The organism is Streptomyces sp. NPDC007808 (assembly GCF_042868655.1).
Lineage (GTDB): Bacteria > Actinomycetota > Actinomycetes > Streptomycetales > Streptomycetaceae > Streptomyces.
On record NZ_JBIAEQ010000003.1, the window covers coordinates 559,939 to 582,610 of the forward strand.

The window sequence follows — 22,672 nt, forward strand, 5'->3', positions numbered from 1 at the left end:
ACTGCCAGCGGCGAGGCACACTGGCAGCATGCTGAGAAACGTGGTCGCCGTCCTGCTCGACGGTGTGCATCCCTTTGAACTGGGTGTCGTATGCGAGGTTTTCGGCATCGACCGCAGTGACGAGGGGTTGCCCACCTACGATTTCGCCGTCGTCTCGGCCGAAGGGCCGACGCTGGGCACGCATGTCGGCGGGCTCTCCGTCTCCACGCCGTACGGCCTGGAGCGGCTGGAGACGGCCGACCTGATCGCCGTGCCGGCCGGCAGCGGCTACGTCACCCGTGACTATCCGCCCCGGCTGCTGGACGCCCTGGTCAGGGCCGTCGACCGGGGCGCGCGCGTGCTCAGCGTGTGCTCCGGCGTCTTCGTGCTGGGCGCGGCCGGGCTCCTGGACGGGCGGCGGTGCAGTGTGCACTGGCGGCAGGCCGAGGAGCTGGCACGGCGCAATCCGAAGGCGGTGATCGAACCGGACGTGCTCTACGTCGACGAGGGCTCGGTGATCACCAGCGCCGGTACCGCCGCCGGCATCGACGCCTGTCTGCACATCGTGCGCCAGGAGCAGGGGCCCGAGGTCGCCAACAAGATCGCCCGACGCATGGTGGTGCCGCCGCACCGGGACGGCGGGCAGGCCCAGTACATCGAGCGTCCGCTGCCCCGCTCCTCGTGCGACACGGTCGGCGAGGTGCTGGCCTGGATGGAGCGGCACCTCGACGAGGAGGTCACCGTCGAGCAGCTCGCCGAGCGCGCGCACATGTCCCCGCGCACCTTCGCCCGCCGCTTCCAGCAGGAGACCGGAACGACTCCCTACCGCTGGCTCCTGCGCCAACGGGTCCTGCTGGCGCAGGAGTTGCTGGAGGTGACGGACGAGACGGTGGACGCGATCGCCGGTCGGACAGGGTTCGGTACGGCGGCCGCGCTGCGGCACCAGTTCGTACGGGCGCTCGGGACGACCCCGAACGCCTACCGGAGGACCTTCCAGGGGCCGGCCGCCGCCTGACCCGGCCCCTCGAACTGCCCGGCCCCCGGACCCACTACCGGGGCAGCGGCCTCAGCAGCAGTTCGTGCGGGTGCAGCGTGATGCCCACCCGGGTCGCGTCGTTCGAACCGGGCACCTGCTCGAACCGGTACCTGGCCGACAGCGCCGCCGTGAGCAGCGTCAGCATGGCCATGGAGAAGTGGTCGCTCGGGCATTTGCGGTTGCCGACCCCGAACGGACTCATGGCGTATTTCGGCACCTCCTTGGCACGCTCCGGAAGCCAGCGGTCGGGGTCGAACCGGAGGTTGTCCGGGTACGACTTCGGGTCACGCTGAACTGCGTAGGGGCTGTAGACGATGTCGGCCCCGGCTGGAATGCGATAGCCACCCAGTGAAGTGTCGGCCACCGCTCGCCGCGTCAGAATCCAGATCGCCGGGCGCAAACGCATCGCCTCCACGACGACATTGTTGGTGTGGCCGAGCTCGCGGACGTCCTGGAATGCCACAGGACGTCCGCCGGTGACGGATTCGACCTCCGCGCACACCTTGTCGGCGTGTTCCGGGTGTTCCGCGAGGACATGAAGCAGCCACATGATCGTGGAGGCCACGGTTTCGGCGCCCGCGGTGAGTATCGCGACGACCTGATCGTGGATCTCCTGCTCCCCGATGGGGTCGCCTTTCTCGTCCTTGGCCTCCAGCAATGCCGTCAGCAAATCGTCCGGCCTTTGACCGGATGCCCGGCGTTCGGCGACGATCTCGTCGACCAGGAGATGGAAATCGGCCAGAGCCCGGTTGAATGCGAGGTTGGCCGGGAGGGGCAGCTTGTAGAGCGGCCCGAGCGGGATCACCATCCGCCGGTACATGCCACGGAAGAGGGTGTCGAGCGCGGCGCACAGCCGCTCGGCCCGCACGTCCATGTAGGCGCCGCGCAGCAGACAGCGGGCCGCGATCCGCACGGCGATCCGGAAGGACTCGGAGGTGCACTCGATCGTCTCGCCGGGCTTCCAGCGCTCGGTCAGCCCATGCGCCTCCTCCTCCATGATCGGCCCGTACCCGGGTATCGCGTCGAGCCGGAAGGCGGGCTGGATGGTGCGTCGCTGGCGGCGGTGCCGGGGACCGTTGGCCGTGGCCACGCCCTCCTTGCCGAGCAGGCCTTCCAGGGACTCCCACAGCGGTCCGGCGATCTCGAAGTCGGTGCTCAGCGCCAGCGCGCCGGTGAGGTCCGGGGTGGTGACGGCGTACACCGCCTTCGGACCGAGCTTGATGCGTACGACATCGCCGTGCTCCCCGAGCGCGGCCATGAAGGCCAGCGGATCACGGACCAGCTTCCAGCCGTGGCCGAGAAGCGGAACCCCACCGCCCGCGAGGGGCGGTTCCCGCAGCTCCGAAGACGAACGGGGCCGGTCTTCGGGTTTCACGGACTCGACGGTCATTTCTCACCTGCCGCTTCGTTGCTGACGTACGGGGGCGTGGACCGGTCGTCCCAGCTGTCGATCCGGTACCGGCCGGACTCGTGGTGGAACCAGTAGACCGAGCTGAACCAGTTGCGCATATTGCCGACGCAGGCCCGCACGGCGGTACCGAGCTCCTTTCCGCGGACGGTGCCGTCGGCCAGGGAGTCGGCGAATTCCAGGGCGTCCCGCTCGGCGACCAGGAAGTCGGCTGTACAGGTCTCGACGCGCCGCCTGACTTCTGCCACCGCCTCTTCCAGAGTCAGCCCCTCATGCATGACGAGACTGATTCCGAGATTGTGCACCTCATCCCCCGCGATTTCCTTCGGGAGCGAGCACAGATCGTTGTACCAGGCGGCGAATTCCTGACTCAGTAATGCCGCCCGCCGATATGCCGGATGTTTTCGCACACCGTCCGGGAGTTCCAGCCCCGCACTCGGCTCCAGCAGGTCGGTCCAGATCCGGTGCGCGAAGGTGAGCCTGCGCAGTGCGAGGTATTCCGCGACGGTGGGAATTCGCCCCTCGGTGCGGTTGCTGAATTCCCGGTCGTACGCCTCGATGACGGCGTGGAAGTGCCGGGCGAACCGGGCGTTCCAGGTGCGGGGCAGGAACGAGTACAGCCGCACCATGCTGTCGGCGAAGGCCGCGACCAGGGGGTCGCCGTGGCGCAGATGGTCCCCGGGGGAGTCGAGAGCCGCGTGCAGCCGCAGGCGCAGCCGCCGCCAGGCCGCCCGGCGGTGGTGGACGACGTCCCGGTCGTGCCGGTCGTCCCAGACGAAGAACCACGCGCTGTAGTCCGCGATCGCCTGGAGGACGTTGTCGGGGGCTCCGAGGTAGTACCCCGCCATGAGGTCGGTATAGCAAAGGCCGTCGGCATATTCTTCGACCTTGTCGGCCGGCATCAGCCGCTTTTCGAGGAGCCAGGTGCGGGTCTTCTCCTGGAGCCTGGGCCAATACGGGTGGAGCCGCCTGGGAAACGCCGTTTCGATCACCGGGAGTGAGAGCGCTGGTGGTACCGCGACCGCCGTCGGTGTCGATGTGGTGCCCTGTGGGAAAGCATGCACGAACAAACCCCTCTCAGCCCGCCGGCTGCGCACGCGGTCCCGCTGTGCCGGGCGTGCGCCGTTGCGTATCCCCGCCCTTCCATTCAGCACCACAACTGACTGATCTGGGAACGCATTTGCTTCATTCACTACCCCCCAGGATCAGTATCTGCGGGTATGGGATCGAACGTGCGACGGACATGCGAACGGCGCCCGCCCAGGACGAGAGTCCTGAACGGGCGCCGTACGTAAGCGACTTGAGGGGCTTCGAGCGAACCTCAGTCGTTGGCGACCACGGGGTAGCGGGGCTCGTTCTCGGCCATCTGCCGCAGCGCGTCCTTGCGCTCCCGCTTGGAGAGGCGGTCGATGTAGAGGTAGCCGTAGAGGTGATCCGTCTCGTGCTGCAAACACCGCGCGAAGTAGCCGGTCCCCCGCACCTTGATCGGGTTGCCCTTCTCGTCCTGCCCGGTGACCTCGGCGTAGTCGGGGCGGGCCAGCGGCGCGTACGCCGTCGGCACGGACAGGCAGCCCTCGTTGCTGTCGTCGAGGCGGCGCCGGTCGGCAGGCAGGTCGACCAGCTTCGGGTTGCAGACCACGCCGACGTGCCGCACGCCCTGGTCGTCCTGGCAGTCGTACACGAAGACCTTCAGGTCGACGCCGATCTGGTTGGCGGCGAGGCCCACGCCCTCGGCGGTGCGCTGCGAGGCGAACATGTCCGCCACCAGCTGGTCCAGCTCCGCGCCGAACTCGGTGACGTCCTTGCACTCCTTGTGCAGCACCGGGTTCCCCACGACAGTGATCGGCCGCGAGGTGCCGCGCTCACGCCAGGCGTTCTCCCGCTCCTCCGTGTCCTCGGTGTCGACGACGAAGCCCTCGTCGTCCACGGGGAGCACGCCCGCGTGCTGCTGCTCGGTGTCCTGCTGGGCCATGGCCTACGGATCGCCTTCCTGCACAAACAAAGGAAAAGGGGAATGTGATGCTGATACAGGGTACGGCGAATCCTCAGCAGACCTCTTCGAGGTCCCGCCAGTCCCTGGAGTCCGGGCTGTCCGCCACCCAGCCGTCCAGCAACCCCCGCACCAGCGAGGGCGGCGCCGCGACACCGCACTCCCGCTCCGGCACCCACAGCTGCCCGTCGGTCCGATGCCCCAGCGGCCCGGGGTGACCCGGCTCACTGTGGTCATGCGGGTCCAGGTGCTCGCCGTCACCCTCGTCGGACGGCATCCGCGACTCGGAGCACATCCGGCACAGCAGCCGTACGGACGACGACCAGTCCTCCGCGGCGAAGCCGGCGTCGGCCGCGAGCTGCTCCAGGGCGTCCCGGTCGGCCTCCGTCGCGGCCTCCAGGAGGACCACCCAGGTGGGCACCGGCGAGGGCGCCCACAGCTCGATCTCGTCGAAGACCGGGTAGGCGTGCCCGGACGACGTGGTCCGCTCCCCGTGGGGCACCCCGTCGTGCAGTACGACCTCGCCCCAGCGCCGCCCGGAGGACGGCAGCGGGATCGACAGCACCTCGATACGGGCCGGGTCGAGGCGCCGCCCCCACACCACCTCGGCCTCGCCCTCGGGTGACAGCCGTACGGCGGCGCTGCCGAGGTCCATCCCGAGCGGCTCACCGGACTCGGTGGCCCCGCCGGGCACCCGCAGCCCGTACGCCTGCCAGGCGCGCCGGGCCAGCGGCCAGTCCTGCAGGGCGGTGGCCGCGATACCGACGTTCCACCAGTCGGGCGCCCCGGTCTCGCGGTCGAGCAGCGCCACCGCACGCAGCCCGGCGGCGCGGGCCTGCTCCCAGTCGTGCCGGAACTTGTGCAGCAGCGCGAGGTTGAACCAGGACTCCGACAGCCAGGGCTCCAGATCGGCGGCCCGCGTCAGCAGCGCGCCCGCGTCCTCGTACCGGCCGTCACCGATCAACGTGAACGCCCGGTCGGTGGCCTGCCGCCAGGAGGCGGAGGGCCGGTGCCGTCCCTTGCCGAAGATCCTCACGATTCCCGCCTGCCAGTTCCGTGGAGTGGGCTGGCTAGTGCTGCCCCCGGACACCCTCTCATTCGCATCCAACCACGTACGGCTGGAAGGGCGCTCATTACCCATGGGTTACCCAGCCACAGGGGATGTCAGACAGTCCCTGGCCAGCACCCGTGCGAGCGATCCCACCACCTCCGGCGCATAGTCCCCGGCGGTGCCCAGCCGCAGCTCCTCCAGCGCCTTCAGCGGCCCGCCGGGCCCGGCGTCGCGCGCCTTCTCCTCGTAGGCGTTCACCGCCCGCACGATCCGTGCGGCCACGGGCTGCTCCGGGCAGGGATCGGCCAGCCGCTCCACGACCGTCGCCACCTGCGGGTTCACGCCCGTCTGCCGTACGACCGCCCCGCCCAGCAGCGCGATCCGCCGCTGTTCCTCGACGGGCAGCGCGGCGGTCGCCCCGGCCGGCACCGGATCGACCAGGCTGAGCTGCCCGATGTCGTGCATGAGGGCCGCGTACTCCAGCACGGTGAGTTCCGCCTCCGTAAGACCCAGGTCCCGCCCCACCTCCCGGCTGAGCGCGGCCACCCGGCGGGCGTGTCCGGCGGGCGTGTAACCGGCGATCTCGGTGGCCCGGGCGAGGGAGGCGATGGTCTGCCGGTACGTGGCCCGCACCGCGGCGTAGCGACGCAACGACATCTGGGTGAGCAGCAGGGGCAGTGAGAAGACCGGCAGCGCCCAGAGCCCGACCACGGCGACCGCGAGGGCCATCACCGCGCCCGTCGCGCAGACGGCCGACCCGATGCCGAGCGTGGCCCGCAGCTCGTCCCGCAGCAGCGGTCCGAAGGGCCACCGGGTGCGCGCGTGGGCCAGCGCGGCCGCGAGCAGGGCGTCGCACAGGGCGGTGAGGGTGAGGATCGCCAGCAGGAGCAGGGCGTAGGCGGTGCCCCAGCCGTGGAACGTGCCCTGGTTGAACAGGGGCTGGAAGCACACGGCGGCGAAGCCGACGGTGAGTGCGCGCCGGGCGAGGTGGTCGAGCACGGGCCGCCCGCGCGCGATGTGCGGCACTGCGCCCAGGAGCGAGGCGACGAGGACGACGGTCAGAACCTGGAAGGCCCCGTGGTGCGTGGGGTCTCCGCCGTCCTCTCCCAGCAGGGCGTAGGCCAGGGCCGCGGCGGCGCCGAGCGGCGCGGCCTCTCTGCGCTCCGTGCCGGTCCACCGGGTGAGCTCGCCGACGGTGACCAGGGCGCCGAAGGCGAGGGCGAGACCGCGTTCGTCGAGCCCGTGCCTCAGGGTGTCGAGGAGGGAGACCGCGGCCAGCAGGGCGGCGGCGGTGTGGACGAGGGTGAGCAGGAGCGGCGGCCTGCCGACGGCGCGCGGGGCGATCACCGGTGTGCCCCCGGTGCACTGGTGATCGGCGGACGGGCCGGGGGCGCACCCGCGTCGTCGGCGGTGACCGTGGGATGCCAGCCGTAGCGGTCCACGGCTGCGACGAGGGCCGTGACCATCCGGGGGTCGAACTGCGAGCCCGCGCACCGCTGCAGTTCCCGCAGGGCGACCGGCACCGGCCGGGCCCGCGAGTAGGACCGGGTCGAGGTCATCGCGTCGAACGCGTCCGCGACCGCCACCACCCGAGCGGACTCCGGGATCTGGCGGCCCCTCAGCCCGTAGGGGTAACCGCTGCCGTCCAGCCGCTCATGGTGGTGCAGTACGGCGGCCCGCGCCTCGCCGAGGAAGGAGATGCCCCGGACCATCTCGTGCCCGTACTCGGGGTGCAGTTCGATCACCCGCCGCTCCTCGGGTGTGAGCGGCCCGTCCTTGCGCAGCAGCCGCGTGGGCACCCCGAGCTTGCCCACGTCATGGAGGATCCCGGCGAAGCGCACCACCTCCACGCGCTCGTCGGCCATGCCCAGCTCCCGCGCGATCAGCATCGCGGCCTGCCCGACCCGCTCGCTGTGGCCGCGGGTGTAGCCGTCCTTGATGTCGACGGCCTGGACGAGGGCCCGGATGGTCGCCTGGTGTGCCGCCCGCTCCTGGTGGTACTGGGCGAACACCCACCACGAGACGCACATCGGCAGCAGTACGAGCAGCGCGGCGACCGGGCCGTAAGGGCTGCGCCACAGCACGGCCATCATCAGCCCGGCCAGACCGTGCACGGCGATCGGCGCGAGCGAGCGCAGGAACAGCCCCCGCCAGACGCGCTGCCCCGACGGCTTCCCCCACTGCCTCAGGGACGTGGGCGGTGCCCCCATGGCGAGCCTCAGGATCCCGCCTTCGAGTCCGGTCAGAACCAGGCAGAACGTCAGCACCGCGGCCCCGGCGGGCGCGAGGGCGTACGGGAAGTCGGACGCGGCGACGGCGTCCCGGCCGCCGAGCGCCTCGTGCACCCGCGCCGCCGCCCACACCGCGAGGGTGAGCTGGGCGGCCCGCCACACCCGCCGCAGCCGGCGGGGCGGTCCGTCGACCGGGGAGGTCAGCGCTCCCGGCACCGCGACCAGCGCGGCGGCCGACGGCGGCAGCAGGAAGGCCCCGGCGAGGAGAACGGGGTAGAAAGGGCCCGAGATCCGGCCCCGGGCGGCGATCTGCTCGCCTCCGGCGTACAGGGCCGCGAGCAGGGCGACCGCCCACAGGGACGCGGGGGTCGGGGGCGGCGAGAGCAGGCATCCGACCGCAGCCGGCACCGCGCCGGCGACGTACACACGCGCCCGGACCGGTGTCGCCTCCATGTCCGTCGCCCCTCCCACCATGACCTGCTCAGCTCCACGCGGAGCCTAGGGGGAAAAGAGGGGCAACTGCGGGCTTATCACCCGCCGATTAGCACGTTCGAGTGACGACAGCCCGTTCCCGGAAGGGGGTTCAGGACTCCTGCGGCGTCGCCGTCACATCGTGCTCGGGGACGGCCTGGCCGGAACGGATCAGGTCGATCCGCCCCATGACCTTGGCACGCAGGTCCGTGGGCACGTCGTCATGGCCGCAGCACCGCTTGACGAGCTTCTTCACGGCCTCTTCCAGGCCGTACTTCTCCAGACACGGCGAGCACTCCTGGAAGTGCTGCTTGAACTTGACGCGATCGACGTCCGGCATCTCACTGTCGAGGAACTCGTACAGATGGTCCAGGACCTCACTGCAGTCCGTCTCGTGCGGCTCTCCGCAGCTCATGAGCCCGAGCCTTTCGCTTCGTTCGACTCTCCGGCGCCGGCCGGGACCAGCCCGCGCTCACGGGCGTAGTCCTCCAGCATGCCGCGCAGTTGACGGCGGCCCCGGTGCAGCCGGGACATCACCGTACCGATGGGTGTCCCCATGATGTCCGCGATCTCCTTGTACGCAAAGCCCTCGACATCGGCGAGGTACACGGCGATGCGGAACTCCTCGGGGATCGCCTGGAGTGCTTCCTTCACGTCCGAGTCGGGCAGGTGGTCGAGCGCCTGCGACTCGGCCGAGCGCAGACCGGTCGACATGTGCGACTCGGCCCGTGCGAGCTGCCAGTCCTCGATCTCCTCGGCGGCGGAGCGCTGGGGTTCGCGCTGCTTCTTGCGGTACGAGTTGATGAAGGTGTTGGTGAGGATCCGGTACAGCCAGGCCTTGAGGTTCGTGCCCTCACGGAACTGGTGGAAGGACGCGTACGCCTTGGCGTACGTCTCCTGGACCAGGTCCTCGGCGTCGGCCGGGTTGCGCGTCATGCGCAGGGCGGCCGAGTACATCTGGTCGAGGAACTCGAGTGCGTCCCGCTCGAAGCGCGCGCTGCGCTCGGCGGTCGTCTCCGTGGACGTCTCCACGCTCGTGCCCAGGCCCTCGGGCTGCTCCGCCTGGCCGTTGTCGGTCCCTGCGTCGGTACCGGGAACCGGACCCACCTCCTCAAGATTGCGGGCAGGACCGGCTCCGGACCCACCTGAATCGGAGGATAGACGACCTGCCGTACCTGCCGCCCCTCGAATAGGAGCGGTCCTGGCCGCGTGCAGCACCGTCCAGTCCAGGTCTGCACGGCTGCCGGCGGTCGGGCAGAAGGTCGAACCCATGCGGCGGACTTCCTCTCCTACGACGTCTGCGCTGCTGCTCCAGCCTCGCTGTCCGCCACAACAGAGGTCCGGTCCCCAACATTCCCGAAGCTTTACCCGAGTGACCCGGCCCACTCGACCACCGCGTCCGTGACGATCGCCACGGCCTCGTCCTGGCCGAGCGGCGCCCGCTTGGGCACGGCGAACCCGTGATCGCCGTGCGGCACCTCGACGATCTCGTAGTCCCCGTCCGGGAACTCCTCCGGCTTCCCGAACGGGTCGTTCCCGCCCTGTACGACGAGAGTGGGCACCCCCGCCCCGAGCAGTTCCTGCGCGCGGGACTTCTCGGGCCTGCCCGGCGGGTGGAGGGGGAAGCTGAGCGCCAGGACGGCGTGCGCGCCCAGTTCCGCGGCGGTACGGCAGGCGACCCGGGCGCCTGCGCTGCGGCCGCCGGAGATCACCGGCAGTCCGGGCGCGGCGAGCGCGGGCCACAGGCCCCGCCAGCCGACGTCCAGCGTCTTCGGCGCGGGCGCCACCTTCCTGCCCGCCACCCGCCAGGGCTGCTCCACCCGGGCGACGGTCACGCCGTGGGCCGGGAGCACCTCGGCGAGCGCCCTCAGGTCCCGCGCCTCGATGCCGCCTCCGGCGCCGTGGCTCACGGCCAGGACCAGGCGCGCCTTCTTCGCCGGGTGCCAGGTGATGCGGGCGTCCCCCGCCTCGGTACCGATGATCCGGGTGGTCGTCTCGGAGTCGTTCGTCACGTCAGAAGAGTGTGCCCTCTTCGGGCCCGTCCAGCTCCTTCAGCAGCTCCGGGCCGTTGTTGCGGACGTTGCTGACCAGCGTGGAGACGGGGTACGCGCGCATCATGCCGGGCGGCGGCGGGTCGAGGAGGGTCCGCAGCTCCTCCGGGTCGGTGCGGGAGGGGTCCAGCCAGGCGTCCCAGCGGTCCGGGGTCAGCATCAGCGGCATCCGGGGATGGATGTCGGCCAGCGAGCGCGGGCCCTCGGCCGGGGACACCGCCAGCGGAGCGGTCTCCGCCTCGGTGGTGATGACGGAACAGGTCACCCACCAGGCCTGCGGGTGCTCGTCGGGCAGCGTCTTGTCCCGCCAGAACTCGTACAGGCCCGCCATCGCGAACACCGACCCGTCGGCGGGCAGCACGAAGTACGGCTGCTTGCGCGGCCGCTTCTTCTTCCCTTCGACCTCCAGGTCCCGCTCCTGCTTGCCGGTGACCCACTCGTAGTAGCCGTCGGCGGGGATGATGCAGCGGCGGGTGGCGAAGGCCCGCCGGTACGACGGCTTCTCGTGCACCGTCTCCGCCCGCGCGTTGATCATCTTGAAGGCGCTCTCGGGGGTCTTGGACCAGCTGGGCACCAGTCCCCACTTCAGCTTCCGCAGCTGCCGAACCGGCCGGGGGTCGTCGGCGTCCTTCAAGGGACGGTCGAGGACGACGTGGACCTCCTTGGTGGGAGCCACGTTGAAGTCCGGTTCCAGGGTCTCCTCGGGCTCCCACTTCTCGATCTCGAAGATTCCTGCGAGATCCTCTGGTCCTCGACTCGCTGCATACCGTCCGCACATGCGTGCCACACTGCCAGATTCCATCCGACCCAAGGGAGCCTTCGCCTTACATGGACAGCACCGCATCCGCCTCGCTCGCCTCCCTCTGGGACGAGGTCTTCGGCACTCAGCCCGATCCCGACGTGTGGGTGGTGGTCGCCACCCTGGTCGCCGCTCTCGTCGTGGTGGTCCCGCACGGCCTGTGGCGCGTCTCGCGCAACGCGATCACCATCGCGCACGAGGGCGGCCACGGCCTGATCGCGCTGCTGACCGGCCGGACCCTGACCGGCATACGTCTGCACTCCGACACCAGCGGCCTCACGGTCAGCCGCGGCAAGCCGTACGGCCTCGGCATGATCCTCACGGCGGCCGCGGGCTACACGGCTCCTCCGCTGCTGGGGCTGGGGGGTGCGGCGCTGCTGGCGTCCGGCCGGATCACGTTGCTGCTGTGGCTGGCGACGGCCCTGTTGGTGGCGATGCTGGTGATGATCCGCAATGCGTACGGCGCACTGACGGTGTTCGTCACGGGTGGCACGTTCGTGCTGGTGAGCTGGTTGACCGGACCGCAGGTGCAGGCGGCCTTCGCGTACGCGGTGGTGTGGTTCCTGCTGCTGGGCGGAGTCCGGCCGGCGTTCGAGTTGCAGGCCAAGAGGTCGCGGGGAGGCGCGGGGGACTCGGACGCGGATCAGTTGTCGCGCCTGACCCATGTTCCGGCGGCGCTGTGGCTCTTCCTGTTCCACGCGGTGTCGCTGTGTTCGCTGATCGGCGGCGGCAGGTGGCTGCTGGCGCTGTGACCAGCCCGCCCGAGCGGGGGCGGGCCCGTACCGTTCGTCGGCTCCGCCGCGGGGCGCGACCAGCCACAACGGCGCCGCACCCGAACGACTGCCTCCTTATAAAGTGAACCCATGGCCCAAAACCCCGCCGCACACACCGCCCTCTGGCCCGCCCCGCACGCGAGCGGAGCCGTCGACGCGACAGTCCACGTGCCCGGGTCCAAGTCGGTCACCAACCGCGCCCTCGTCCTCGCCGCCCTGGCGAGCGAGCCCGGCTGGCTGCGCCGCCCGCTGCGCTCCCGCGACACCCTGCTGATGGCCGGCGCGCTGCGCGCGATGGGCGTCGGCATCGAGGAGGGCGTCGGCCCCGAGGGCACCGGCGAGGCCTGGCGCGTGCTCCCCACGGGCCTGCGCGGCCCCGCCACGGTCGACGTCGGCAACGCCGGCACGGTGATGCGCTTCCTGCCGCCGGTCGCCGCGCTCGCCGACGGCCCCATCCGCTTCGACGGCGACCCGAGGTCGTACGAGCGCCCCCTGAACGGCGTGATCGACGCCCTGCGCGTCCTCGGCGCCCGTATCGACGACGACGGGCGGGGCGCGCTGCCGCTGACGGTCCACGGCGGGGGTGCCCTGGAGGGCGGCCCGGTGGAGATCGACGCCTCCTCGTCGTCCCAGTTCGTCTCGGCGCTGCTGCTGTCCGGGCCGCGTTTCAACCAGGGGGTGGAGGTCCGCCACATCGGCTCCGCGCTGCCCTCCATGCCGCACATCCGCATGACCGTCGACATGCTGCGCTCGGTGGGCGCCCAGGTGGACACCCCGGAGTCGGGGGGCGAGCCCGACGTCTGGCGGGTCACGCCGGGCGCCCTGCTCGGCCGTGACCTGACCATCGAGCCGGACCTGTCCAACGCCCAGCCCTTCCTGGCGGCGGCGCTGGTGACCGGCGGCAAGATCCTCATCCCCGACTGGCCGGCGCGCACCACCCAGCCCGGTGACCGGCTGCGCGAGATCTTCACGGAGATGGGCGGTTCCTGCGAACTCACCGAGTACGGGCTCGTGTTCACCGGTTCGGGTGCCATCCACGGCATCGACGTGGACCTGAGCGAGGTCGGCGAGCTGACCCCTGGCATCGCGGCGGTCGCGGCCCTCGCCGACTCCCCCTCCACCCTGCGCGGGGTCGCGCACCTGCGTCTGCACGAGACCGACCGCCTGGCCGCGCTGACCAAGGAGATCAACGAACTCGGCGGTGACGTGACCGAGACCGCCGACGGTCTGCACATCCGCCCGCGCCGGCTGCACGGCGGCGTCTTCCACACCTACGAGGACCACCGCATGGCGACGGCCGGAGCGATCATCGGCCTCGCGGTCGAAGGCGTACGGATCGAGAACGTGGCGACGACGGCCAAGACCCTGCCGGACTTCCCTGAGCTGTGGACCGGGATGCTCGGGGCGTAGGGACGCGGGGACACAGTCATGCGCCGCTACGGCAAGCACACCGACGAGGACGACATCCGCACGCGTCCCGGCCGCCGGAACACCCGGCCGCGCACGAACATCCGGCCCAAGCACGAGGACGCCGCCGAGGGCATGGTCCTCACCGTCGACCGAGGGCGGCTGACCTGCCTCGTCGAGGACCGGGTCGTGATGGCCATGAAAGCCCGCGAGCTGGGCCGCAAGGCCGCGGTGGTCGGTGACCGGGTCGCCCTGGTCGGCGATCTGACCGGCAAGAAGGACACGCTGGCGCGGATCGTGCGGATCGAGGAGCGGACGTCGTTGCTGCGCCGTACCGCCGACGACGACGATCCGTTCGAGCGGGTGGTCGTGGCCAACGCCGACCAGCTCGCCATCGTCACCGCCCTCGCCGACCCCGAGCCGCGGCCCCGGCTGATCGACCGCTGCCTGGTGGCGGCGTTCGACGGCGGCCTTGAGCCGCTGCTGGTGATGACGAAGTCCGACCTGGCGCCGCCGGACAAACTCCTTGAGCTGTACGGGGCGTTGGACATCCCGTATGTCGTCACCAGCCGTGAGGAACTGGAGGACGGCGGTGCGGCGGACCGGGTGCGGGAGCATCTGGACGGCCGGGTCACCGCGTTCGTCGGGCACTCCGGGGTCGGCAAGACGACGCTGGTGAACGCGTTGGTGCCGGAGGAACGCCGGCGTACGACCGGTCATGTCAACGCGGTGACGGGGCGGGGGCGCCACACGACGACGTCGGCGCTGGCGCTGCCGCTCGCGGTGGCGGGTGGCTGGGTGATCGACACCCCGGGTGTGCGGTCGTTCGGGCTGGCTCATATCGATCCCTCCCGGGTGATCCACGCGTTTCCCGACCTCGAACCGGGAACCGAGGGCTGCCCGCGTGCGTGCAGTCATGACGAACCGGACTGCGCGCTGGACGGCTGGGTGACGGAGGGGCATGCGGATCCGGCGCGGCTGTATTCGCTGCGGCGGTTGCTGGCCACGCGGGAGCGCACGGAAGGCGACTGACCTCCGCGTTGTTTGTCTCCCCGTGAGGCCGGTAAAGGCATAATCGCACCGAGCCGGACGCAAGCCTGATCAAAGCCTGATGAAGCGGTCACAGTTGGCGGGGATACGGGAGGACAGCACATGGCGTGGCTGCTGGTCATCGTGGCGGGGTTGCTCGAAACCGGCTTCGCCGTCTGCCTGAAGCTGTCGCACGGGTTCACTCGGCTGTGGCCGACGATCGCCTTCTGCGTCTTCGCGCTGGGCAGCTTCGGGTTGCTGACGCTGTCTCTGAAGAAGCTGGACGTGGGGCCGGCGTACGCGGTGTGGACCGGGATCGGGGCGGCGGGCACCGCGATCTACGGGATGATCTTCCTCGGGGACATCGTGTCGACGCTGAAGATCGTGTCGATCAGCCTGGTGATCGTAGGGGTCGTCGGGTTGCAGCTGTCGGGGTCGGCGCACTGAGCGGGTTCTCCGGGTGGGGTCAGCCCGTCAACTGCCGGTGCAGCGCGAAGCGTACGAGGTCGGAGACGCCGCCTTCGCCGGGCGGGGCGGCGACGCAGGACAGCGCCAGTCTGACGACCAGTTCGCAGGAGCGGGCGAGGTCGGCGGTGTCGGGCTTGTTGATGCCGGGGCCGGTCAGCACGGCCATCGCCCGGTCGCGCACGATCGCCACGAAGTCGCCGGGCGAGGGAAGTGGCCCGTCGGCCCGCCGCTGCGCCGGTACGGACGAGGAGGACGGGACCGCGGTCAGCGTCAGCGAGGGCAGGCGCTCGCTCCAGCAGCCGGTGAGCATGGCGCGGACGAGGGCGTTGTCGCGGGCGAGTGCGGCGGTCCACTCGGCGGTGGCGGTGAGCCGCTCACGGGCGTCGCTGTGGGTGGCGAGGGCGCGGTCCACGCCCGCCAGGTAGCCGTCGGCCTCGCGGCGGACGAGGGCGCGGGCCAGGCCCTCCTTGCTGCCGAACTCGTTGTACAGCGTCTGCCGGGACACTCCGGCCGCCGCGGCCACGTCCACCATCCGCACGGCGGACCACGGCCGGCGCACCAGCGCCGTGTAAGCGGCGTCCAGCAGGGATTCCCGCGCTGCAGGCATCATCGCCTCCCTGGGCGAGCGGCTCTGCGCCCAGATTTGACGCGCACAGACGCACTGTCAAGGGTTCGCGAGGGCACTCGGGGGCGCCATTCGGCCACTCTGCGCGGGGGGGTGACGGGGCGGTGTGGGGGGCGCGTTCGCGGGTTCGGTGAGGGTGTGCGATGCCTGCGGCGCCAGCGCGGGTTCGGTGGGGGTGTGCGTTCTACGCCTGCGGCGCCTGTGCGGGTTCGGTGGGGGTGTGCGTTCTACGCCTGCGGCGCCAGTGCGGGTTCGGTGGGGGTGTGCGAGGCCTGCGGCGCCTGTGCGGGGTGCGCGTCGCGCCTGCGGTGGGTGGGGCGGGGCCGTGCCGGGGGGTGTCCGTCCTCGGGCCGGCGGTCGGGGGGTGTCCGTCCTCGGGCCGGCGGTGGGGGGCGTGTGAAAAGTGCTGTTTCTTGACGCCGGCCACTGCGGGCGGGCACCCCCCGGCACGGCCCCTTACCGCCATCGGCGGCCGCGGGGCGGTGGGGGTGCGCGGCCAATGATCACTAGGCCCGGTGGCCCCATCCCGACCATGGCAGATACCGTTCGTTCCATGCCGGACTACCTTGACGATCTCCGCCTCGCCCACGTCCTCGCGGACGCCGCCGACGCCGCCACGATGGACCGATTCAAGGCGCTCGACCTCAAGGTCGAGACCAAGCCGGACATGACCCCGGTGAGCGAGGCCGACAAGGCCGCCGAGGAGCTGATCCGCGGGCAGTTGCAGCGGGCCCGGCCGAGAGACGCGATCCTCGGGGAGGAGTACGGCGTCGAGGGCACCGGTCCTCGTCGCTGGGTGATCGACCCCATCGACGGCACCAAGAACTACGTCCGCGGTGTTCCGGTCTGGGCCACCCTCATCTCGCTGATGGAGGCGGGCGAGGGGGGCTATCAGCCCGTCGTCGGCGTGGTGTCCGCCCCCGCCCTCGGTCGCCGCTGGTGGGCGGCCCAGGGGCACGGCGCCTTCAGCGGGCGAAGCCTCTCCTCCGCGACCCGGCTGCAGGTCTCCCGGGTCTCGAAGCTGACGGACGCCTCGTTCGCGTACTCCTCCCTGAGCGGGTGGGAGGACCAGGGTCGGCTGGACGGTTTCCTCGACCTCACGCGGGAGGTGTGGCGCACGCGCGCTTACGGCGATTTCTGGCCGTACATGATGGTCGCCGAGGGGTCGGTCGACCTCTGCGCGGAGCCGGAGCTCTCCCTGTGGGACATGGCCGCCACCGCGATCATCGTCACGGAGGCCGGCGGTACCTTCACGGGCCTCGACGGCCGCCCCGGCCCGCACAGCGGCAACGCCGCCGCCTCGAACGGGTTGCTGCACGACGAGTTCCTGGGGTATCTCAACCAGCGCTACTGACGCCGCTAGCGGCCTGACCTGCACGTTCCCATGGGGATCACGCCCCCTGGGCCGTCGTGGGGCCGTCATCGTCCTCCGGACCGTTGTCGAACGCTTCGTTCACCGCCGCACGCGTCCGCTTCTCACTGCTCGGCATGAGGTGGGTGTAGGTCCGCAGCGTGAACCCCGGATCATGGTGACCCAGGTACTCCGACACAGCCTTGACGCTCTCCCCTGCGTCCAGCAGCACAGACGCGTAGAAGTGCCTCAGCGCGTGCATGCCGTTCTCCCGCCCGCGTGGGATGCCCGCCTTGTCGAGGGCCGGGCGCCACGCCTTGTGGTTGAACACGACGCGGTTCACTGGGCGCCCCTCGGCATTGCGGAAGAGCACGGCTGCCGTGGCCGGTGAGCCATCCACCGACCGCCACGGCAGCGTCACGGCCGTGGGCGGGTACTGCGCCATGTGCGCCTCCAACGCACGGGCAACCCTCTCCGGCAGTGGGACCGTGCGGGTCTTCCCACCCTTGGGCAGCGCGAACACCTGCCGTCCGGCGATGAGCTTGACCTGTCGGACGACGTGAATGACGCCCCCCACGAAGTCCACGTCATCGTCCGCCAGACCGGACACCTCGCCCTGGTGCATGCCGCACCCGCCGGCCAAGTCGACCACAGCCTGATACCGCTCCGGCAGTGCCGCGCGCACCGCCAGCACGCGCTCACGGGACCACGGAATGATCCGGCGAGGTTCCGGCTTTGGCGCCTTCACGGACGACGAACGGCACGGATTGTGAGGGATCAGGCGGTCGTCGACGGCTGCCGCGAGCATCGCGTTGAGGTTGGCGAAGATGACCCGCTGATAAGCGGCGGCCACTCCCCCGTCCTCCAGCTTCCGCAGCCACTCACGGATGTGGATCGGCCTCAGCGAGTCGAGCGAGCGGGTACCCCGGTGCGGTAGGACGTGGAGGCGAATGCGCTGCTCGGTACTCACGTAGGTCCCGGGGTCCATGGTGAGAGAGGCCAACCACCGTTCGGCGTGCTGCCGTACGGTGAGGCGACCGGCGCGGGGGTCGATGTACTGCCCCCGCGTCATGTCCGCCTCGATCTGTGCCAACCACTTCTCAGCGACGCGCTTCTGTCCGTCGGGGAAGCTCTTCGACTTCTCGGTGCCATCGGGACCGACGTAGCGGGCGCGGTAGCGCAGGCCAGTTCCGTGACGGTCAGTCTTGACGCGGACGGCCTTGTCGTTGAGGTGCGTGATCTTGTACCAGCGGTCTTGGATGTGGCCAGCCATGTAAGGCGCCGTCCCTTCTGGGCATGGGACGGGGAGGGCCACGGCGTGGCCCTCCCCTGGGAGTTCGGTGATGTGGTGACTTGTCGCTCTAGGCGGCGTCTACGTCCGCGTTCTTGCGGTCGGTGACGTAGGCGAGTACGTCGGCGGGGTCGTAGCGGACGTGCTTGCCGATGCGGAAGCTGGGCGGCCCGACGCGCTTCTTGCGCCACTGGTAGAGGGTCTCTTTGGGGACGTCGAAGATCTCGGCGACGTCGTCGGGGTTGAGGTACCGGTCGGGGAGGCCGCTCCGGAGGGTGGCGCGGGGGTCGGAATCTGTCGGCTGTGCCATAGGGACTCCAAACGGGGAGGGCATGGCCGCGTGTGTCCGAGGCTCGGATTTCTGCGTCATTGCGTCAGGCACGTCACTTGCAGGTCTGACCTGCGGCTACGCGGTGACGCAAGCCGCTCGGGGCGTGTCACAGGGCGGGGCCGGGTTCTGTCACGGGTGACGCGGGATGACTCAGGTGTCGGCCGTCTGCGTCACCGCTGTCGCCGCTGTTCAGGGAGCTGGTGCGGGTGGCTGATGACGTGGGTGACGCAGCGTCTCTCCTCTTAGGAAAAAAGAGGAGGGGTGGTGTCTGTTGTGGTGCGGCGGCGCTCAAGACATTCGGGTACGCACTGCCGCAATCATGGAAGAACCCCGAAATTCGCACACACCTTCAACAAATCAAGATATGGGATCAAGAGAGATACTCCAGCAGTACTGGTTTTCTATATTTTGAGGAGTTGGCCATCCAACTCGCCTGGGTCTGCGGGAGGATTCCTGAGACAGCCCGCAGATCTGAACTTCTACTGAGTGCACCCCCGCGCCACGCTTTGATTAGGCGAATTGTTGATTGATATTCATTCAGCCTCCGCTTCTATAGATGGTGGTGGCGGGCAACTGGGCATCCTTTTCCCGGGAACGGGAATCACACTTCGCGTAACGTTCGCAACTCGGCGGGCATCGAACTGCACGTGCCGCAGCGCACCAGGAGAGTGCGCTAAGAGCTCGTAACACGATCATGATCCGGCCTACTTGAGTCGCCTCCAGCAGATGAGGCTGCAGCCCAGCGAGGACCGCTCCGGCCAGGGCGGCAGCAGCGGCTCAATCAGTAACCACAAGTCATCGTCCACGATCCACGGGCGCGTACCCATACCCCGCGAACGGCCGGATCATCACCCCGGTCACGCCCGACCAGCAAATATCTACAAAATCGCGTTAGGACCTCATAGTGGGCGAGATGCTGTGACGATAGAACCTAGAGATTACTTCCGTCCCCGCACGGACTTGCATTTCGCGAGTTGGCTAGCGGCTTACTCCCAAGATGGAAAGGCTTACCGAAGCCCGGAGTGCCGGACACATTGTTATGCAGCGACTCTTCCGAGCGAAGCCAGCCTTTACCGCTGCTATCCGTAAACACAAGCGCATAGACATTGAAATCTACCTTACCTGTGCGCATCGTTGATTTTGCTACACCCCACTTCTTTAAGTCGCTCCCGTTGATAAGAACTTCCGAGCATGGCGCAAGGTAGCTAAGCGTTATGACGATACCCTCCCACAGTTGTTCTCCTGAAACTTTTGCGGAGATCTCGAAGTGCACAGACACTCCACTCACAGGGTCAGGTGATCGATTAGCGATGTGCATACGCTCACGCCCTTCACGGTCCGGTGTCACCCAAAAGGTGATTCTTTTGGCCTGGTCTCGTTCTTTGGCGCGGGCGGCCTCTTTGGACTCATCTAGCTGATCCGCCGCAACAAGGGCACCGTAGTAAGTGGCTATTCCCGTCAGGAGCAACCCTCCAACACTGGCAACAACCGTGACTACGACGCCTGCCTTGACCCAGTCGATTCGTAGCCATGTCCTTCGGTCTGATGTTCGCCGCGAACGTGGCGTCAGACTCACCCGACCCGGCCGAGGACGCTGTCTTGCGAGGCGCGCTCGTGTGCGTCGGTGTCCCATGTTTGCGAACATCGGCCCTCCCGCCTGCGTTGGTGGCAGAGGTAGAGACGCATGCGTAGTCGAATCGGATCCCTAGTACTGCAGTACTAGCCCGTTCTGTTCGGCTGTGGGATCTCCAACTTAGGCCATCCCGAACTGAATATCGGATCACCAGTCACGCAACACTAATCCGGCCCCTTAGAGCTCGTATCACGATCATGATCGTGTCACGAGCTCTAAGCGTCCAACTGCGTGACAACGCCCACGCATGGCGGCAGACAGCACCGCAGCAGGTGAGACCTGATCGCTCGGCGCACCCGCCGTCGTGGCTGGCTGTGATCGGCCGAGGATCGCGCCGCTGCCGTGCCAGATGCAGCAGTCAGCCACGGTCAATACCCTTGGGGGGCCGACCTCGACCCACGGTGTTCATGCAGGTCACCCAACCGGCCGGGGCCGTCTGTAGGCCGTCTGAGGGTGGCCGACGACGACCAATAGCGGCCAACATCGACAGCAATCGCGCTGGTCCCCGGCGCGGTGCCAAGCAACACCCCACCCCGCCGGGGAGCCGTTTCAATACCAGCGCTACTGAGGCGTGCGGGGTCGGCGTATGGCACCCGGCGTACACGCAGTTGCGTAACCAGCCGCACGCGCCCCCTTGTTGACCCGCGCTTTGCCTGCCACTCTGAGGGTCCCCCCACTTGTGAATTTGTGAAATGACGAACAAAGGCGGGGGCACTCCAGGAGGTGGCTCCATTCCATGCTCGTCCGTGACGCCATGAGCACAGTGGTCCTCACCATCGGCCCGACCCACACCCTTCGCCAAGCCGCAGCACTGATGGCCGCCCGCCGCGTCGGCGCGGCCGTGGTCCACGACCCCGACGCGGGCGGCATCGGCATCCTCACCGAGCGCGACATCCTCAACTCCGTCGGCCTCGGCCAGAACCCGGACATCGAACGCGCCCACGACCACACCACCAACAACGTCGTGTTCGCGACCCCGTCGTGGACCCTGGAGGAGGCGGCCCGCGCCATGGCGCACGGCGGCTTCCGCCATTTGATCGTCCTGGACCACGAGGAACCGGTCGGCATCGTCTCGGTCCGTGACATCATCCGCTGCTGGGCGCCCGCGCGGCAGCACGTGCCGGCCTAGGGGGTGTCTTTCCGATCATCGGATCGTTGGTCCGGTCGTGAGGGATGAGGAGATTTCTGACGCCGCGTGGGCGGTGATTGAACCGTTGCTGCCGCCCGTGGGCCGGGCCCGGGGGCGGTGGCGGGATCACCGGCAAGTGCTTGAGGGCATCGTGTTCAAGTTCCGCACCGGTCTGCCCTGGAGGGACCTGCCCGAGCGGTTCGGTCCCTGGCAGACAGTCCATGGACGCTTCGCCCGCTGGGCTGCGGACGGCACCTTCGACCGCCTGCTGGCCGCCGCTCAGTCCCGGGCGGAGGTGGACTGGCTGGTCGCGATCGACTCCACGATCGTGCGGGCCCACCAGCACGCGGCTGCCAAAGGGGGCTCGAAGAACGCGGCCCCGGACGTTCCCGCGGCGGGCTGACCAGCAAACTCCACCTCGCCTGCGACGGACGGGGCCGGCCTTTGGCCTTCGTGGTCACCGCGGGCAACCGCAACGACTGCACCCAGGCGGAGACCGTCATCGGCCGCATCCGCGTGGCCCGGCCGAGCCCGGGAAGACCCCGAACCCGGCCCGACCACATCGTCACGGACAAGGGCTACTCGGCCCGCAGCTTCCGGGCCTACCTGCGTCAGCGCGGGATCAAGGCCACGATCCCCGAACGTGTCGACCAGCTCGCCGGCCGGAAGCGGCGCCGGGAACGGCCCTGCGGCTTCGACAAGGCCGCCTACCGGCGTCGCAACGTCGTCGAACGCTGCTTCCACCGGCTCAAGCAATGGCGCGGCATCGCCACCCGCTACGACAAGCGTCCCGACCGCTACCTCGCCGCCATCGTCCTCGCCAGCACCCTCATCTGGCTCGACACATGATCGACAAGACGGCCCCTAGGGGCTCGGCGGTACACGGGACGGGTCGGTGGCCGGCGGGTGCCGGCCCGTCGCGCGTTCCGCGTGGTGTGGACTTTGTCCAATTCGGGTATTGATCCAAAGTCACACCCATTCGGAACCTGGTTACCCGGCTGTTAAGGTGTCTCCATGAGTGACCTTCTGGAACGGCTGCGCGGACGCGGATGGCGGATGACCGCGCAGCGTCGCGTCGTGGCCGAGGTCCTCGCCGGCGATCACGTGCATCTGACGGCCGACGAGGTACACGCACGGGCCGTCGCCAAGCTGCCCGAGATCTCCCGCGCGACCGTCTACAACACACTGGGCGAGCTGGTCACCCTGGGCGAGGTCCTTGAGGTCTCCACCGACAAGCGCGCCAAGCGTTACGACCCGAACGCCCACCGGCCTCACCACCACCTGGTCTGCGCCCAGTGCGGCGCGATCCGGGACGTCCACCCGACGGGCAACCCGATGGCCGACCTTCCGGACTCCGAGCGCTTCGGCTTCACGGTCTCGGACGTCGAGGTGACGTATCGCGGCGTCTGCCCCAACTGCGCCAAGGCCTGAACCCACATCCACCCCCGGCACCGGAGAGTGCCGGGGGCTTTTGTGTGCGCCCACATAGAGCAAGGGTCGGGATCCCTAAGGATCCCGACCCTTGGCCTTCAGTAGCGGGGACAGGATTTGAACCTGCGACCTCTGGGTTATGAGCCCAGCGAGCTACCGAGCTGCTCCACCCCGCGTCGATGAACGCA

General features: G+C 69.4%; 21 protein-coding genes, 1 tRNA gene and 1 pseudogene. 9 read left to right on the forward strand and 14 right to left on the reverse strand.

The window, feature by feature from the left end; translation table 11 throughout:
- Positions 1–28 precede the first annotated feature (28 nt).
- Positions 29–994 carry a helix-turn-helix domain-containing protein gene (locus ACFYNL_RS14290; RefSeq protein ID WP_388801904.1) on the forward strand — a complete coding sequence of 322 codons (966 nt, stop codon included), beginning with the start codon at positions 29–31 and terminating at the stop codon, positions 992–994.
- A gap of 34 nt (positions 995–1,028) precedes the next feature.
- On the opposite strand, the gene ACFYNL_RS14295 is transcribed toward ACFYNL_RS14290, so the two are convergent.
- The 10 genes from ACFYNL_RS14295 to ACFYNL_RS14340 all read right to left on the reverse strand — a co-directional run bounded on the left by ACFYNL_RS14295 (position 1,029) and on the right by ACFYNL_RS14340 (position 10,995).
- Positions 1,029–2,405, reverse strand: a complete 1,377-nt coding sequence (locus tag ACFYNL_RS14295; RefSeq protein ID WP_388801907.1) for a cytochrome P450 — start codon at positions 2,403–2,405, stop codon at positions 1,029–1,031.
- Positions 2,402–3,487: an epi-isozizaene synthase gene (gene cyc1, locus ACFYNL_RS14300; RefSeq protein ID WP_388801910.1), complete on the reverse strand. Its 1,086-nt coding sequence runs from the start codon at positions 3,485–3,487 to the stop codon at positions 2,402–2,404. The genes ACFYNL_RS14295 and cyc1 overlap by 4 nt, the downstream gene beginning before the upstream one ends.
- 257 nt (positions 3,488–3,744) lie before the next feature.
- A complete protein-coding gene (gene def / locus ACFYNL_RS14305; RefSeq protein ID WP_388801913.1) occupies positions 3,745–4,395 on the reverse strand; it encodes a peptide deformylase in 651 nt (216 codons plus the stop codon).
- Between the two features lie 73 nt (positions 4,396–4,468).
- Complete coding sequence (locus ACFYNL_RS14310) at positions 4,469–5,449, reverse strand: tetratricopeptide repeat protein (RefSeq protein WP_388801916.1); 981 nt, start codon at positions 5,447–5,449, stop codon at positions 4,469–4,471.
- A gap of 108 nt (positions 5,450–5,557) precedes the next feature.
- Positions 5,558–6,811: an HD-GYP domain-containing protein gene (locus ACFYNL_RS14315; RefSeq protein WP_388801919.1), complete on the reverse strand. Its 1,254-nt coding sequence runs from the start codon at positions 6,809–6,811 to the stop codon at positions 5,558–5,560.
- Positions 6,808–8,148: an HD-GYP domain-containing protein gene (locus ACFYNL_RS14320; protein WP_388801922.1), complete on the reverse strand. Its 1,341-nt coding sequence runs from the start codon at positions 8,146–8,148 to the stop codon at positions 6,808–6,810. The genes ACFYNL_RS14315 and ACFYNL_RS14320 overlap by 4 nt, the downstream gene beginning before the upstream one ends.
- A gap of 130 nt (positions 8,149–8,278) precedes the next feature.
- A complete protein-coding gene (rsrA, locus tag ACFYNL_RS14325; protein WP_388801926.1) occupies positions 8,279–8,581 on the reverse strand; it encodes a mycothiol system anti-sigma-R factor in 303 nt (100 codons plus the stop codon).
- Positions 8,578–9,273, reverse strand: a complete 696-nt coding sequence (sigR, locus tag ACFYNL_RS14330; RefSeq protein WP_388801929.1) for an RNA polymerase sigma factor SigR — start codon at positions 9,271–9,273, stop codon at positions 8,578–8,580. The genes rsrA and sigR overlap by 4 nt, the downstream gene beginning before the upstream one ends.
- Before the next feature lie 257 nt (positions 9,274–9,530).
- Positions 9,531–10,178: an alpha/beta family hydrolase gene (locus ACFYNL_RS14335; RefSeq protein ID WP_388801932.1), complete on the reverse strand. Its 648-nt coding sequence runs from the start codon at positions 10,176–10,178 to the stop codon at positions 9,531–9,533.
- A 1-nt stretch (position 10,179) separates the two neighbouring features.
- A complete protein-coding gene (locus ACFYNL_RS14340; RefSeq protein ID WP_388801936.1) occupies positions 10,180–10,995 on the reverse strand; it encodes an SOS response-associated peptidase in 816 nt (271 codons plus the stop codon).
- Between the two features lie 50 nt (positions 10,996–11,045).
- Between ACFYNL_RS14340 and ACFYNL_RS14345 the strand changes: the two genes are divergently transcribed.
- The 4 genes from ACFYNL_RS14345 to ACFYNL_RS14360 all read left to right on the forward strand — a co-directional run bounded on the left by ACFYNL_RS14345 (position 11,046) and on the right by ACFYNL_RS14360 (position 14,672).
- A complete protein-coding gene (locus ACFYNL_RS14345) occupies positions 11,046–11,768 on the forward strand; it encodes a M50 family metallopeptidase (protein WP_388801939.1) in 723 nt (240 codons plus the stop codon).
- A gap of 111 nt (positions 11,769–11,879) precedes the next feature.
- Entirely contained in the window at positions 11,880–13,199 is a 1,320-nt protein-coding gene (aroA, locus tag ACFYNL_RS14350; protein ID WP_388801942.1) for a 3-phosphoshikimate 1-carboxyvinyltransferase, read from the forward strand.
- An 18-nt stretch (positions 13,200–13,217) separates the two neighbouring features.
- The gene (gene rsgA / locus ACFYNL_RS14355) at positions 13,218–14,228 is read left to right on the forward strand and encodes a ribosome small subunit-dependent GTPase A (RefSeq protein ID WP_388801945.1); all 1,011 of its coding nucleotides are present in this window, start codon (positions 13,218–13,220) and stop codon (positions 14,226–14,228) included.
- Between the two features lie 120 nt (positions 14,229–14,348).
- Positions 14,349–14,672 carry a DMT family transporter gene (locus ACFYNL_RS14360; RefSeq protein WP_388801948.1) on the forward strand — a complete coding sequence of 108 codons (324 nt, stop codon included), beginning with the start codon at positions 14,349–14,351 and terminating at the stop codon, positions 14,670–14,672.
- A 19-nt stretch (positions 14,673–14,691) separates the two neighbouring features.
- Here ACFYNL_RS14360 and ACFYNL_RS14365 read toward each other — a convergent pair whose 3' ends face one another.
- Complete coding sequence (locus ACFYNL_RS14365) at positions 14,692–15,300, reverse strand: TetR/AcrR family transcriptional regulator (RefSeq protein ID WP_388802714.1); 609 nt, start codon at positions 15,298–15,300, stop codon at positions 14,692–14,694.
- Between the two features lie 571 nt (positions 15,301–15,871).
- Here ACFYNL_RS14365 and hisN point away from each other — a divergent pair.
- On the forward strand, positions 15,872–16,672 hold the full coding sequence (gene hisN, locus ACFYNL_RS14370) for a histidinol-phosphatase (RefSeq protein ID WP_388801951.1): 801 nt from the start codon (positions 15,872–15,874) through the stop codon (positions 16,670–16,672).
- A gap of 37 nt (positions 16,673–16,709) precedes the next feature.
- Here the strand turns inward: hisN and ACFYNL_RS14375 are convergent, their stop codons facing one another.
- Together ACFYNL_RS14375 and ACFYNL_RS14380 are read right to left on the reverse strand one after the other, a co-directional pair.
- Positions 16,710–17,942: a tyrosine-type recombinase/integrase gene (locus ACFYNL_RS14375; RefSeq protein ID WP_388801954.1), complete on the reverse strand. Its 1,233-nt coding sequence runs from the start codon at positions 17,940–17,942 to the stop codon at positions 16,710–16,712.
- Positions 17,943–18,030: 88 nt separating this feature from the next.
- Positions 18,031–18,270 carry a helix-turn-helix domain-containing protein gene (locus ACFYNL_RS14380; RefSeq protein ID WP_388801957.1) on the reverse strand — a complete coding sequence of 80 codons (240 nt, stop codon included), beginning with the start codon at positions 18,268–18,270 and terminating at the stop codon, positions 18,031–18,033.
- 2,390 nt (positions 18,271–20,660) lie between these two features.
- Between ACFYNL_RS14380 and ACFYNL_RS14385 the strand changes: the two genes are divergently transcribed.
- The 3 genes and pseudogenes from ACFYNL_RS14385 to ACFYNL_RS14395 all read left to right on the forward strand — a co-directional run bounded on the left by ACFYNL_RS14385 (position 20,661) and on the right by ACFYNL_RS14395 (position 22,484).
- Positions 20,661–21,053, forward strand: a complete 393-nt coding sequence (locus tag ACFYNL_RS14385; protein ID WP_388801959.1) for a cyclic nucleotide-binding/CBS domain-containing protein — start codon at positions 20,661–20,663, stop codon at positions 21,051–21,053.
- Between the two features lie 37 nt (positions 21,054–21,090).
- Positions 21,091–21,902, forward strand: a pseudogene (locus ACFYNL_RS14390) (IS5 family transposase).
- A 165-nt stretch (positions 21,903–22,067) separates the two neighbouring features.
- Positions 22,068–22,484: a Fur family transcriptional regulator gene (locus ACFYNL_RS14395; RefSeq protein ID WP_126394944.1), complete on the forward strand. Its 417-nt coding sequence runs from the start codon at positions 22,068–22,070 to the stop codon at positions 22,482–22,484.
- A gap of 102 nt (positions 22,485–22,586) precedes the next feature.
- On the opposite strand, the gene ACFYNL_RS14400 is transcribed toward ACFYNL_RS14395, so the two are convergent.
- Positions 22,587–22,660: transfer RNA gene (locus ACFYNL_RS14400), tRNA-Met, on the reverse strand.
- Positions 22,661–22,672 lie beyond the last annotated feature (12 nt).

Bases quoted from the DNA above. Each gene is read 5' to 3' on its own strand.
- ACFYNL_RS14290 (WP_388801904.1), top strand. From the start codon at position 29: ATGCTGAGAAACGTGGTCGCCGTCCTGCTCGACGGTGTGCATCCCTTT.
- ACFYNL_RS14295 (WP_388801907.1), bottom strand. From the start codon at position 2,405: ATGACCGTCGAGTCCGTGAAACCCGAAGACCGGCCCCGTTCGTCTTCG.
- def (WP_388801913.1), bottom strand. From the start codon at position 4,395: ATGGCCCAGCAGGACACCGAGCAGCAGCACGCGGGCGTGCTCCCCGTG.
- ACFYNL_RS14320 (WP_388801922.1), bottom strand. From the start codon at position 8,148: ATGGAGGCGACACCGGTCCGGGCGCGTGTGTACGTCGCCGGCGCGGTG.
- rsrA (WP_388801926.1), bottom strand. From the start codon at position 8,581: ATGAGCTGCGGAGAGCCGCACGAGACGGACTGCAGTGAGGTCCTGGAC.
- ACFYNL_RS14340 (WP_388801936.1), bottom strand. From the start codon at position 10,995: ATGTGCGGACGGTATGCAGCGAGTCGAGGACCAGAGGATCTCGCAGGA.
- ACFYNL_RS14345 (WP_388801939.1), top strand. From the start codon at position 11,046: ATGGACAGCACCGCATCCGCCTCGCTCGCCTCCCTCTGGGACGAGGTC.
- aroA (WP_388801942.1), top strand. From the start codon at position 11,880: ATGGCCCAAAACCCCGCCGCACACACCGCCCTCTGGCCCGCCCCGCAC.
- rsgA (WP_388801945.1), top strand. From the start codon at position 13,218: ATGCGCCGCTACGGCAAGCACACCGACGAGGACGACATCCGCACGCGT.
- ACFYNL_RS14360 (WP_388801948.1), top strand. From the start codon at position 14,349: ATGGCGTGGCTGCTGGTCATCGTGGCGGGGTTGCTCGAAACCGGCTTC.
- ACFYNL_RS14365 (WP_388802714.1), bottom strand. From the start codon at position 15,300: ATGCCTGCAGCGCGGGAATCCCTGCTGGACGCCGCTTACACGGCGCTG.
- hisN (WP_388801951.1), top strand. From the start codon at position 15,872: ATGCCGGACTACCTTGACGATCTCCGCCTCGCCCACGTCCTCGCGGAC.
- ACFYNL_RS14375 (WP_388801954.1), bottom strand. From the start codon at position 17,942: ATGGCTGGCCACATCCAAGACCGCTGGTACAAGATCACGCACCTCAAC.
- ACFYNL_RS14380 (WP_388801957.1), bottom strand. From the start codon at position 18,270: ATGGCACAGCCGACAGATTCCGACCCCCGCGCCACCCTCCGGAGCGGC.
- ACFYNL_RS14385 (WP_388801959.1), top strand. From the start codon at position 20,661: ATGCTCGTCCGTGACGCCATGAGCACAGTGGTCCTCACCATCGGCCCG.
- ACFYNL_RS14395 (WP_126394944.1), top strand. From the start codon at position 22,068: ATGAGTGACCTTCTGGAACGGCTGCGCGGACGCGGATGGCGGATGACC.